At 67.9% G+C, this 12,667-nt stretch carries 10 protein-coding genes; 6 read left to right on the top strand and 4 right to left on the bottom strand.

The window, feature by feature from the left end:
• Positions 1 to 26: 26 nt before the first annotated feature.
• Entirely contained in the window at positions 27 to 872 is an 846-nt protein-coding gene (locus tag FAZ69_RS33155; protein ID WP_169708539.1) for a hypothetical protein, read from the bottom strand.
• 403 nt (positions 873 to 1,275) lie between these two features.
• Here FAZ69_RS33155 and FAZ69_RS03320 point away from each other — a divergent pair, with 403 nt between their 5' ends.
• From FAZ69_RS03320 to FAZ69_RS03310, 3 genes are all read left to right on the top strand, one after another.
• Positions 1,276 to 1,869, top strand: a complete 594-nt coding sequence (locus FAZ69_RS03320) for an RNA polymerase sigma factor (protein WP_136892538.1) — start codon at positions 1,276 to 1,278, stop codon at positions 1,867 to 1,869.
• The gene (locus FAZ69_RS03315) at positions 1,866 to 2,534 is read left to right on the top strand and encodes an anti-sigma factor family protein (protein ID WP_136892537.1); all 669 of its coding nucleotides are present in this window, start codon (positions 1,866 to 1,868) and stop codon (positions 2,532 to 2,534) included. Before FAZ69_RS03320 ends, FAZ69_RS03315 begins: the two co-directional genes overlap by 4 nt.
• A gap of 279 nt (positions 2,535 to 2,813) precedes the next feature.
• Complete coding sequence (locus FAZ69_RS03310; RefSeq protein ID WP_136892536.1) at positions 2,814 to 5,018, top strand: putative bifunctional diguanylate cyclase/phosphodiesterase; 2,205 nt, start codon at positions 2,814 to 2,816, stop codon at positions 5,016 to 5,018.
• A gap of 621 nt (positions 5,019 to 5,639) precedes the next feature.
• Here FAZ69_RS03310 and FAZ69_RS03305 read toward each other — a convergent pair.
• The gene (locus tag FAZ69_RS03305) at positions 5,640 to 7,439 is read right to left on the bottom strand and encodes a GGDEF domain-containing protein (RefSeq protein ID WP_240702100.1); all 1,800 of its coding nucleotides are present in this window, start codon (positions 7,437 to 7,439) and stop codon (positions 5,640 to 5,642) included.
• 376 nt (positions 7,440 to 7,815) lie between these two features.
• Between FAZ69_RS03305 and FAZ69_RS03300 the strand changes: the two genes are divergently transcribed.
• On the top strand, positions 7,816 to 8,124 hold the full coding sequence (locus tag FAZ69_RS03300; RefSeq protein WP_136892535.1) for a flagellar transcriptional regulator FlhD: 309 nt from the start codon (positions 7,816 to 7,818) through the stop codon (positions 8,122 to 8,124).
• 10 nt (positions 8,125 to 8,134) lie between these two features.
• Here the strand turns inward: FAZ69_RS03300 and FAZ69_RS03295 are convergent, their stop codons facing one another.
• Complete coding sequence (locus tag FAZ69_RS03295; RefSeq protein ID WP_136892534.1) at positions 8,135 to 8,959, bottom strand: response regulator transcription factor; 825 nt, start codon at positions 8,957 to 8,959, stop codon at positions 8,135 to 8,137.
• Between the two features lie 327 nt (positions 8,960 to 9,286).
• The gene (locus FAZ69_RS03290; RefSeq protein WP_136892533.1) at positions 9,287 to 9,919 is read right to left on the bottom strand and encodes a response regulator; all 633 of its coding nucleotides are present in this window, start codon (positions 9,917 to 9,919) and stop codon (positions 9,287 to 9,289) included.
• 193 nt (positions 9,920 to 10,112) lie between these two features.
• On the opposite strand from FAZ69_RS03290, the gene cuyB reads away from it, so the two are divergent.
• Positions 10,113 to 11,615: a cysteate racemase gene (gene cuyB, locus FAZ69_RS03285; RefSeq protein WP_240702099.1), complete on the top strand. Its 1,503-nt coding sequence runs from the start codon at positions 10,113 to 10,115 to the stop codon at positions 11,613 to 11,615.
• A gap of 108 nt (positions 11,616 to 11,723) precedes the next feature.
• Positions 11,724 to 12,623: a LysR substrate-binding domain-containing protein gene (locus tag FAZ69_RS03280; RefSeq protein WP_136892867.1), complete on the top strand. Its 900-nt coding sequence runs from the start codon at positions 11,724 to 11,726 to the stop codon at positions 12,621 to 12,623.
• Positions 12,624 to 12,667: the final 44 nt, after the last annotated feature.

Here is a 12,667-nt window from a genome sequence, read left to right as displayed (position 1 = left end):
GCGCGCCGGCCTTCGCCGCATCGATGTCAGACGCCCGAGGCGCCCGGCGTGCCTTGGTTCTCCATCATCTTCACGGCCTGCTCGAGCTTCTTGGTGATCGCTTCGAGCTGCTGCAGTTCGCTCTGTCCCGTCTGCTGGCCTTGCTGACCCTGACCGTTCTGCATCTGATCCAATTGCTGCTGGAGCTGGTTGACTTGCTGCTGCATCGAGTCGAGCTGCGAGGCCTGGCTTTGGCCGCCGCCGTTGGCCGCGTCCGAGCCGGTCGCACCGCCTGCGCCTGACGCGCCGCCGGCGCCGCTCGGAGCGCCACCGCCGCCCGCGCCCTGCGTGCCGCCGCCGCCGCTCGCGTTACCTGTGCCGCTCGAGCCGCCGCCTTGCATCTGCTGCAGCAGCTCCTCGATCATCTGGAGGATCTCTCCGATCATCTGCATCAACTGGCTCTGATCGCCGCTGTTCGCGCCCGAGCCGGCTTGATCCGCACCGGACTGGCCTTGCGAGCCCTTGAGCTGGTCGAGCATGTTTTGGATCTGGCCGAGCATCGAGCTCAACTGCGACATCGGATCCTGGCCGCCGCCTGCGCCCGTTGCGCCGCCCGCGGCTTCCGGACCGCTCGCGCCGGTCGCACCGCCTGCGCCGCCGGCGCCGGTACCTGCACCGGCGGGCGAGCCGCCGCCACCGCCGTTCGAATCCATGCCGGTTTGCTGGTTTTGCGTCTGAATGGATTGCTTCAGCATCTGTTCGAGCATTTGCAGGACTTCCGCCAGGATCTGCTCGAGCTGCTGGATCTGGCCGCCGCCCGATTGCGCGCTGCCCGATGAATGGAACGAAAGCGCCGAGGAGGAGCCGAGAGAGTTATCGATAGAAAGATTCATGAATGACCTCGTCGTGTGAGGATGAACCGGGCCCCGCCGGCAGGCAGGCCGATCTTCGCCGCGCGACGACACGTCATGGGCCGTTGGTGGACCGGGCATAGGACGCATCGTTCAGCCCCAACGATAGCGATCGGGCGATGTCTTCATCCCTGGCGAGAGCGAACGGGTAGGGACGCCCGCGAAATTTCCCGGCGCGCCGCCTGGGCCGGCGCCCGGGGGGGGCTGGCGGCATCAGGAAATCCCTACGAGAAAATCCGCGCGCGCCTATCGAACCTTGCGGGGCGCAGGGCGCAAAGTGAATGCCACTACCCGCCGCAGGGATTTTCGCGGCGGGCCGCAACTTTTCCCTGGCCTGTGGGTACCTACAGTGGACCATCCCGTTTGGCGGATCGCTAACTGCATCATGTTGATAAACGAAGTGACACCTGGGAGAGGGGCCGCGCGCAGCGCCGATGCCGACGACATCGCGTTGCTCGAACGCATCATGCGCCGCGACAAGGCCGCGCTGGCGGCGCTCTACCGCGAGTATCACCGGCGGCTCGTGCGCTTCCTCGGCCGCTTCACGCGGCGCGACGACCTCATCGAAGAGGTGATCAACGACACGTTCATGGTCGTCTGGCAGAAGGCCGCGGATTTTCGCGGACAGGCGCGCGTCTCGACGTGGCTGATGGGCATCGCCTATCGCGTCACGCTGAAGACGCTGCGCCAGGGCGGCATGCAGCACGAGCCGCTCCTGGGCGACGCCGACGACCGCGCGAGCGAGCCGTTTGCCGACCATGAGCTCGCCGACTGGGTGACGAAGGGGCTTGCGCGCCTGTCAGCGGAGCAGCGCCTGGTGATGGAGCTCGCCTATGTGATGGGGCATTCGCTCGAGGAGATCGCGGAGATCACGAGCGCGCCGCTCACGACGGTGAAAGCCAGGATGTTTCATGCCCGCGTCAAGCTGCGCAACGTGATGCCGGTGCTTGCCGGCGGATCAGTTGAGGTAGACCAATGAACAAAATTCCAGTCGATGTCGAACGCACGCATCTGCACGCGTGGGAAATGCTGCCGTGGCTCGTCAACGGCACGTTGCCCGAGGCGGAGCGCGCACAAGTCGAAGCGCACCTCGCCGGCTGCGAGTCGTGCCGCGAGGAGCTCGCGCGCCAGCGCGGCCTCTTCTCGCAGATGAACGCGAAAGAAATCGAGGGGCCGTCGGCGGACCAGGGCGTCGCCCGGCTCCTGCTGCAGATCGACGAGCGGCCCCGGCAGGCCGCGCCGGCGGCGTCGGGCGCACGCGCGCCGCGCAACCGCTGGGCCGCCATCGCCTATGGCCTGGCGGCGCTGCTGGTGCTCGAGACCGGCGGCGTCGCGGTGCTGAGCTCGCAGTCGGACGCCGGCAGCCATGCGTCGGCGGTGTACCGCACGCTGTCGTTGCCGGACAGCACCGCGTCGCGCGCGACGATCCGGCTCGTCGTCGATCCGGCCATGACGGCGGGAGGCCTGCAGGCGCTCCTCGTGCCGCTGCACCTGCAGATCGTCGCGGGCCCGACTGAGAACGGGGTGTACTCGCTCGGCCCGGCGGCCAAGCGCGGCGACGTCGAGCGGCAAATCGGCGAATTGCGCGCGGCCTCGGGCGTGCGCTTCGTGGAGCCCGTGGGCGCGAGCCGCGACACGCAGTAAGCCGGTGCGTCTGGATTCCTGATTTTCCGGCCGCGAGCGCAGCGCATTCCGGCGCCGCTCGGGAGCGTCCCTCGGGACGCTCCACGCCGGAGCCTTTCCAAGCCGTCTTGCGACGGCTTTATTTTTCCGGTAGGGATATCCCTACCGTATTTTCAGGGTCCTCGAAGCGTGCGATCCCTGTGGAAGCGGGCGCGACCTGCCGTAATACCTCCTTATGGACGTTGAACGCGCTCGACTCGAAGTGCTTCCAATCGAACAAGCCCGCTACGAGCACTCTCCATGACAGTCATCGTGAGCCTTACGCCGGCAGCGATGCTCGCGCTCGGCGCGGGCGGCGCGCTGTGCCTCGGCGCGTACGCAGCCGGGCATGCCCGGCTGTTCAGAAAATGGCTCGCGCCCTGGCGCGCCCAGGCCGATGTCGCGCAGCAGCTCGCGACCTTCTCCGACGCCATCCCCGGCATGCTGTTCACGATCCGGCGCGACCGCGCGGGGCATGACAGCATGCCTCATGCGAGCCGCGGCATCGTCGATCTGTTCGGCTGCACGCCGGCTGAGGTCGCCAAGAGCCTGAAGCCGCTCGATCGCTTGATCGAGGCGCGGGACCTGCCCAAGCTGTTGCGCGCCTTCGACGATGCGATCGACGATCCGGCCGCCGGCTGCGCCGAATACCGGATCGACCACCCGGTCAAGGGCGCGCGCTGGATCGTGACGCATTGCCGGGGCCGCCGTCTCGCCGACGGCTGCACGATCTGGCACGGCTACAGCTACGACATCACCGAGCAGAAGCGCGCCGAGCATCAGCGCGCGCACGACTACCACACGCTCGTCGAAAGCTCGCCGGACTCGATCGTGCGCTACGACAGGCAGTGCCGCCGCGTCTACGGCAACCTGACCTTCGCGCGCATCTGCGAGATCGCGCCGGAGGAGTTCCTCGGCAAGACGCCGGCCGAGACCAGCACGTTCGACCCGGAGCTCGCCGCGCGCTACCAGGCGCGCCTGCAGCGCATCCTCGAAACGGGCAACGACGATGAGATCGAAATCAGCAGGGTCTCGGAGTCCGGCGAGGCCACGCACTTCTCGGTGCGCGCGACGCCCGAATATGACCTCGACGGCAGCATTTCCGGCGTGCTGACGATCGCGCGCGACGTGACGCGCCACGTGCGGGTCGAGGAGCAGTTGCGCCAGCTCGCGCTCTACGATGCGCTCACGGGCTTGCCGAATCGCTCGCTGCTGCTGGAGCGGCTGGAGAAGATGTTGCACAAGGCGGGCAGCGGCGCGGGCCCGAGTCCCCAGGTCGGGCTGATGCTGCTCGACCTCGACGACTTCAAGGACGTCAACGACGTGCTGGGCCATGCGTGCGGCGACCGGCTGCTCGCGGAGGTCGCCAAGCGTCTCGCGCGCTCGCTGTCGCCGGCCGATATGGTCGCGCGCTTGGGGGGCGACGAGTTCGCGATCGTCGTGTCGTTCTCCGACGAGGACTTCGACCTCGCGTTTCTCGCGAGCCGCGTGCTCGTGGCGCTATCGGGGCCTGTCGACATCGAGGGGCGGGAGGTGTTCGTCACGGCCAGCATCGGTGTGGCCCGCTATCCGAAGGACGGCACCGACGCCGCCGAATTGCTCCGCTATGCCGATGCCGCGATGTACCTCGCCAAGAGGAACGGCGGCAATCGCTTCTGCTTTCACGACGCGGCCGCCGCGCGCGCCGCGTCCGAGCGGCTCGAACTGGGCCACGCGCTACGCGCCGCGCGCGAGCAGGGGGAGCTCGCGCTGCTGTTCCAGCCGATCGTCGCGCTCCCCGGCGGGCAGCTGCTCGGCGCGGAGGCGCTGTTGCGCTGGGATCATCCGTCGCGCGGCCGGCTCGCGCCCGACCAGTTCATCGGCGTGGCCGAGGCCAACGGCACGATCGTCGACATCGGCGCCTGGGTGATCGCCGAGGCGTGCCGCTGCGCGGTGCGCTGGAATGCGCTCGCGAGCATGCCGCTGCGCGTCTCGGTCAACGTCTCGGCGCGCCAGTTCGTCATGAACGACGTCGCCCAGACCGTGCGCGAAGCGCTCGCGGCGACCGGTTGCGCGGCGGGCTGGCTCACGGTCGAGATCACCGAGAGCCTGCTGCTCGAAGACAGCTTCCCGGTGCGCCGCTCGCTCGAGGATCTGAGCCGCATGGGCGTTGCCATCGCGATCGACGACTTCGGCACCGGCTACTCGTCGATGAGCTACCTCGGCAAGTTTCCGATCGACATGCTGAAGATCGACCGCTCGTTCGTGCGCGACGTCGACGGCGACGCGAAGATGCGCGCGCTCGTGAAGGCGATCGTCTCGGTCGCGGGGGCGCTGTCGCTCGAGGTGGTCGCCGAGGGCATCGAGACGCAGGCGCAGGCCGACACGCTCGTGGAGCTTGGCTGCGGCAAGGCGCAGGGCTATCTGTTCGGCAGGCCGATGCCGGGTGCGAGTTTTAGCGAGAGTCTTGAGTTGGCGATGCATTGAGGCTTGCTGCTTGGGTTTTCGTGCAACTTTGATATCGCGGCGGTGCGTATAGTCCGTCCCTGCCCGGGACCGGGGTCACTTTGGTCTTGCCCAAAGTAACCAAAGGCGTGTCCTGGGCGGACGGCCTGTCCCGGAGGCACTCAGTGCTGTTGGCGATAGCGGTCGAGGGGCTACCGCTATCGCTCGCCGTGCGTCCCGTTAGCACGCGGCACGGGATTACTCAGATTCGAATCAAATCAATGCTGGCGGTCAGGGAAGACCTGAAGAGGCGTGCCTTGGATGCGGCGCAGGCAAATCGAACTCTTCAATTTGTTTCGTTGCAAGGCCATTCGGTGCCACGTGCGAACGGGCCGCGCGGCGAGCGGTGACGCTTGCCCTAGACCGCTATCGCTGGCAGGACTGAGTGCTAACGGGCCAGGCCGTCCGCCCAGGACACGCCTTTGGTTACTTTGGGCAAGACCAAAGTGACCCCGGTCCCGGGGAGGGACGGACTATACGCACCGCCGCGATATCAAAGTTGCGCGACAACCTAAGTTGCACGACAGCCTAAGTTGCACGACAGCCTAAGTTGCACGACAGCCTAAGTTGCACGACAACCTAAACCTCGCGACCCTTCGACCTTCAACTGACAACGCTCGGCGACCTAGCCGAACCATCGAGCGCCGGCGAGCCCGGATCCACGACCACACAATTGCGTCCCGCCAGCTTCGCCTGATAGAGCACGTGGTCCGCGCGCTTGAGAAGCTGCGCGACGTCGGCCTCGTCGCGCGCGCTCGCGAGCGCCACGCCGAAGCTTGCCGTCACCTTGCAGACCGGCGCGCCGTCGGCCGGGACCGCCGCCTCGGCGATGCCGCGCCGCAGCCGCTCGGCCAGCGCGAAGGCGTCGCCGCCGGCGGAAACGCGCGCGGCCACTGCGAACTCCTCGCCGCCGATCCGCGCGACCACGTCGGATTGGCGCCAGTGCTTGCGGCACAGCTCGGCGACGGTGCGCAGGGCGTCGTCGCCGGCCGCGTGGCCGTGGGTGTCGTTGATGTGCTTGAAGTGATCGATGTCGAACATGATCATCGCGACCGGGTCGCCCGCGGCCTGCGCCTCGGCGCAGAGCGCGCGGGCGCGGGTCTCGAAGGCGCGGCGGTTGAGGAGGTGCGTGAGCGGATCGGTCTGGGCCATGGTCGCGAGCTCCTCCATGAGCGAGGCGCGTTCGCGCTCGAGCCGGGCGCGCTCGGCGCTGTGGTGCTTGAGCACGGCGATCGCGTCGAACATGCCGCGGATCTCGTGGCGGCGAAACGAGGTGGGCACTTCCGTCGTCAGGTCGCCGTCGGCGATGGCTTCGATGAGGGCGGTCGCCTTCACGAACGGGCTCACCACCTGTTGCCGGAAGCGGGCGATTGCCCAGATCAGCGCGACGAGCAGGAGCGCCACGCCCGCCGCCGTGCCGGCCAGGATACCTAGCGCGTGGCGCCGGTGTGCGCGCAGGGCGTCTTCGGCGTGGCCGAGCGCGCTGTCGCGAAGGCCGGTGATCGAGCGCATCGTCGGCACGTATTGCGCGGCGAACCGGGCCGTCGTGAGGCCGGCGCCGCCGGGGCGGTCAGCGAGCAGGCGCACCGCGTCGACGTAGCGAAGGCCATCGCCGTAGTACTCGTCGTTGAGCGCGGCCGCGGCCTGCGGGTTCACGTCGGCGTGCGCGACGAGCCGCGAGTTGATCATCGAGCGCAGTTGCTCGATGCGGCCCTCGCCGCGCTCGAGCGCGAAGCGCTCGTCTTCGGCGAGCGCGCGGTTCATCGCGAGCGCGCTGGTGAAGTGCGAGCCGAGCTGGCCGGCCTGCTCGCGCAAGTCGGCCGCGAGTTTCGCGAGGATTAGGCTGTTGAGCGTGTACGGGTCCGCGGCGACGATGTCCGAGGTCCGCGCGGCGACGATGGGCAGGAACTCGGGGACGATCGCGATCATCTGGTCGACTGCCTCGGAGAGCGCGCGGTCGCCGCGCCTGGCGAGCGGCAGACGCAGCAGGCGGTCGATGTTCGCGCGGGCCGCGGCGAGATCGGCTTCAAGCGCCTCGATTGCGCCGGCGTCGTCGTCGCACCGCGGGCAGCCGTTGCGCCGCAAGGCGTCGACGAGCGCGGCCAGGCGCCGGTCGCTTTCGCGGCGGGCCGCATCGAGCGCGGCGGCGCGCGCGGCCGGCAGCGGCAGGTCCTCGCCGAGCGCGCCGTTGGACGGGCCGCGTTCGGCCGACACTTTCTCCATCGCGAAGAGCGCGCTGCGGACGCTGTCGAAGCTGCGCAGCGCCAGGTTCGCTCCACTGAAGGCGGTCCACTCGTGCGCGAGCAGCCAGCAGGACAGCACGACGATCGGAGCGAGCGCGATGCCGACATGGATGCAAAAGCGCCTGTCCATCGACATCTGCGAGACGAAGGTACGAATCATGGTCTCTGCTTAACGGCAAAGGGCCCGCAATCTTGACGCCGGGAGCGTGGGCGGTCTTGCCGACCATGATGAGGCGGTGGCGTCCGGGCCGGTCGGCGAGGCGCCGGGCCGATGCCGTCGGCTCGGACAGCGGGGCTGCTGCAATGATAGAGAGTCGCGGCGCGCCCGAGATCCGAATCGAATGTCAGGGTTTCCTGATACGAGCTTCAGCCTGGAGGCCTCCCATTTTCCGGGATCCCTGACTTTTCGGCGCCGGCTGCGCGTCTAAGATGAAATCGTCAAGCGGGCACGCTCGCGAGACATCGCTTTTTCCGTGCTTTTGGTGTGCTGTTGCGTGTATCTCCCTCGAATTCACGCTGGCTGCGAGGCGCTCGAAATGAACTTCAGCGATACGCTCGATTCGATTCGCGAGATCAACTTCCTGTACCTGTCGATGGCGCAGCGGCTCCTGCTCGAAGACCGGGCGGCGGGCATCGAGTGCCTGGGCCTGTCCGGCGAAGCGGCCGACGTGGTCGCCGCGCTCACGCTCGCGCAGATCACGCGGCTCGCCGCTTCGTCGCAGATGCTGTGCGTGTTCGCGCAACGCAGCGCCGCGATTCTCGCCATGCTGGCTCGCGACGAGCGCGGCGGCCCGCTGCGCGAGGCGGTCGAAGCCGCCGGTGCAGCGGCGAGCGTCGCGTCGTGAGCAGGCGGGGTCAAGCGACGGATTCGGCAGCGAACCGCACGGGCCGCGCAAAGCGCACGACATTGGGCGCGGCCGGCTGAGGCGCGGCCGGCTCAGGTGTCACCGTCTTCACCGCGACCGCTTCCTCTCGCACCCCATCGTCCTGCGCCCCGGCCTGCACCGCCACATCCAGCTTGTAGCCCAGCGCATACACCGTCTTCAGGCTCACGCGCGATTCGCCCGCTAGCCGCAGCTTCTTGCGCAGCTTGTAGACGTGCTGCTCGATCGAGCGCGTCGCGACGTCCTCGCAAGCGCCCCATACGCCGCCCGCGATCTGCGCGCGGCTCACGAACTTGCCCGCGTTCGAGAAGAACAGCCACGCCATCGCGAACTCGCGCGGCGTGAGCGCGATCTCTGCGCCGTCGAGCGTCAGCACGCCGATGTCGCGGCGCAGGGCATAGCCGCCGAGCGCGATCTCGTCGTTGCTGGTCTCGTGCGTCTCGCGCTGGATCACGACGTGCGCGCGCAGGCGCACTTGCTCGAGATCGAAGCGATTCGCGACGTCGGTGGCGCCCGCGTTGACCCAGCGCAGCATCGCGCTCCAGTTGGAGAAGGGTGTGAGGACGATGATCGGCGTGGAGAGGTCGGCGTTGCAATTGCGCCAGGACAGCAGCGAGTTGACGAGCATCGAGCTGTTCTTGGCGTCGATCAGCACGAGGTCGTAGACGGTTGCGCGCATCGCGCGCATCAGCGGCAGCTCGCCGCTGAACGATTCGAGGACGATCGCGTCGTCAGCGAAGCAGTCGGCCAGGTTGGCGCTCAACACGGGGTCGTCGGTTACCAGGGCAAATCGCACGGTGTTCTCCAATTTGGGGCTGAGTGCCGGCCGGTCACGGCTGACTGGCTCGATTGCTTTCTGTCTCTCTGTCCGTTAGTGCCGCGAGATGCGCATCGGGATGCGCTGCCATGCGCGGCTTCGCAACGACCCCGAAGTTGCGAAGCGCCGTACAGAAATGCGAAGCCATCCGCCGCGATGCCCTGAGTGGCTTGTGCCGACTGGGTTTGCGCGCTTTGGGGCCGGGCGGGATAGTCCCGGGTTCGATGTGAAAAGTAAGGCAATCCTGATAGAACAATCCGCCAATTCCGACCTCGAGGCTTGGCGCCGGCGCAACAAGCGCGGCCGTCACTCCTGCACGAGGCCATGCTTGATCGCATAGCGGATCAGCTCGGCATTGCTCGCGAGGTTGAGCTTCTGCATGAGGCGCATCTTGTGCGTGCTGATGGTCTTGGCGCTCAAGGCGAACGAATCGGCGATCTCGTTGATGCTCTTGCCCGCGGCGATCAGCTGGAGCACTTGGAATTCGCGGTCGGTCAGCGCGGCGTGCAGCGGCGCGTCGCTCTCGCCTTGCTCGAACACGATCGCGTCGACGAGCTTCGGGTCGATGAAGCGCCCGCCGCCCGCGACCTTGCGGATCGCGGCGAGGATCGTGTCGGGGTCGCTGTCCTTGCTGGCGTAGCCGCTCGCGCCGGCGCGCAGCGCGCGCGACACGATCAGCGCTTCGCTATGGATGCTGAGCACGAGGACCGGCAGGGCGGGATGCTCGGCGCGCACGCGCCTGATGAGGCCGATGCCGTTGATGCCGGGCATCGACATGTCGAGCAGCAGCAGGTCGGCCTGCATGCCGCGCAGCTTGTCGACCACTTCGCTGCCGCTGGCCGCTTCGCCGGCCACGACGAGGTCGGCGGTCGACGCGATGCATTGTTTTAGTCCGGCGCGAATGAGAGCGTGGTCGTCGGCAATCAGGATGTGAATCATGTCGGGGAGGATTGGAGGGTCGTCCAGCAAATGCGGGACGTCGATTGTCCTCGACCCAATTTGCAATCCTATGCTGAATCCGCATCGCCACATGCGCATCCAGCATGGAGAATGAGTTTGTTCTTCCTTACTATTCGTCCCAGCCTTGAATCACGGCCTGGCATAGACCAGGCTGGCACAAAAACGAGACGTGATGAATCATTGGATGACCAGCAAGGGCCGCCGCTCGTTCGGTGTGATCGGCGGGTTCGGTCCGCTCGGGAGCGCGGATGTTGCCTCGAAGCTCGCGCTGGCAAGCTCGGGCGGCGGGGAACGGGAGCCGGTCGAGATCGCCTACGATCCGCGGCCGTTCGGCGGGGCCGCGCTGCTCGCCCCGGATGGCGAATGCATGACGGAGCGCAAGCTCTACCTCATCGACGCGATCCTCGACTTCGCCCGGCGCGGCATCGACACCGTCATCCTGCCTTGCTTCTTTTCCCATACCTTCATCGACGAGCTTCAGGCGAACTCGCCGCTCGTCATCGTCGACATGATCGACGCGGTGCGCAGCCATGTGCTGCGCACATTAGGCCGGGCCGCGTCAGGCCGGGCCGCGTCGGGCCGCGCGCGCCGCATCGGCGTGCTGGCAACGGCCGCCACGCGCGAGGCGCGGCTCTTCGAGCGCTACTTCGCGAGCCCAGGGTTCGAAGTTCTGCATCCGCGCCGTGACGATGGCGACCGGGTGACGGAGGCCGTCTACGGCGAGCACGGCATCCGCAGCGGCCAGCTGTTCGGCCTGCCCATCGCGCTTCTGGACGAGGCGTGCGCCGACCTCGTCGCGCAAGGCGCCGAGGTGATCGTGCCGGGCGCGACCGAAATCGCGCTGATCGCCAATCGCCTCGCGCCGCTTGCCGCGCCGATCCTCGACACCAACTCGATCTACGCGCGCCACGCGCTCCACTGGGAGGGCGGCCCGAGCCGGCGGCCCTTCAAGGTCGGCGTGGTGGGCGGCGTGGGGCCGGCCGCGACCGTCGACTTCATGCAGAAGATCGTCGCCAGCACACCGGCCGCGCGCGACCAGGACCACATCAAGCTGATCGTCGAGCAGAATCCGCAGATCCCGGACCGCACCGGCTACCTGGTCGGCGACGGTCCCGACCCGACGCTCTCGCTCTACGCGACCTGCAAGAAGCTCGAGGCGGGCCACGCCGACATCATCGCGATTCCGTGCAACACGGCGCACGCGTACGTGGATCGCATCCAGCCGCGCCTGTCGGTGCCGATCGTCAACATGCTGACGGAGACCGTCGCCTACCTGCGCGAGCGGTTTCCGCGCTTGCGCGAGGTCGGCGTGCTCGCGACGACGGGCACCGTGGCGAGCGGCGTCTACCGCCGGGCGCTCGCGGCGCAGGGCTTGTACGAAGTCGTGCCGGGCGCGGAGCTGCAAGCGCGGGTGATGAACGCGATCTATGGGGAGAAGGGCGTGAAGGCCGGGTTCACTTCGGGCCAGTGCGTCGCGGACATCCGCGCCGCCGCCGCCGAGCTCGCCGAACGAGGCGTGCAAGCCATCATCCTCGGCTGCACGGAGCTGCCCCTGCTCCTGCCCGAGCCGGAGTTCGAGAGCTTGGACGGCGCGCGCGCGGCGCTCGTCGATCCGACTGCTATCCTTGCGAAGCGCTGCGTGGCGCGGGCGCTGGAAGGCGCGGCTCATCCCTGAGTTCTTATTTTCGCAATCGGCCGCAACTTTTTTCGGCGTATTGGGCACCCACGGCGCAATGGCCGGTTTTCGACCTCGGTCATGGACACCCTCGGAGCCGATCGGATCGTGGAAATCAAGTGGATCGAAGACTTTCTCGCGCTCGCGCAGCACATGAGCTTCTCGCGCGCGGCTGAAGCGCGCAGCGTCACGCAGTCCGGCTTCAGCCGGCGCATCAAGTCGCTCGAAGAGTGGATCGGCGCCGAGCTGATCGACCGCAGCGCCTATCCGCCGCCCTTGACCTCGGCCGGCAAGCTGCTGCGCGAGAACGCCGAGGAGATTCTGCGGCTCGTCTATGACACCCGCTCGATGATCCGCAACCAGCAGCGCACGCCCGGCATCGCCCTGCAGATCGCGGCCGGGCACACCATCTCGCTGAACTTCCTGCCGCCCTGGCTCTCGTCGCTCAACGAGCGCTGCGGCGAGATCAGCGCGCGCGTCGTGGCGCTGGACGTCCACGAGGCGATCCAGATGATCGTCTCCGGCAACTGCGACCTGCTGCTGGCCTACCACCATCCCGAGCTCCCCTTGCGGCTCGATCCGCACCGCTTCGCCCACGTGACGATCGGGCGCGACGTGCTGGCGCCGCTCGCCGCGCCGCGCTCGCGCGGGGAGGCGGCGCACGCGCTGCCGGGCACCAAGGCGCGTCCCGTGCCGCTGCTCGCCTACAGCGAAGACTCGTTCTTCGGGCGCTGCCTCGGTCTCGTGAAGAAGCGCGGGCCGGCGCATGCGTGGCTGCATCCGGTCTACGAAGCCGACATGGCCGAGCTCCTGAAAAAAATGGCGCTGCAAGGCCATGGCGCCGCTTGGCTGCCCAAGAGCGCGGTCACGCGCGAGCTCGCCGACGGCTCGCTCGTGGAGGCCGGCGGCGCCGCCTGGTCGCTGCCGCTCGAGATCCGCCTCTACCGCGACTTGAGCAATGAGAACGCCGCCCTCGAGCGGGTCTGGAACGTCGTTGCGGGCGCTTGAGCATGACGCCGTACCGACGATCGCGCGCCGGCAAGCGGCCGGCC

It is taken from the genome of Trinickia terrae (genome assembly GCF_005144415.1).
Lineage (GTDB): Bacteria > Pseudomonadota > Gammaproteobacteria > Burkholderiales > Burkholderiaceae > Trinickia_A > Trinickia_A terrae.
Note: the sequence above shows the minus strand (reverse complement) of the source record. Positions and strands in the feature narration are given on the sequence as shown.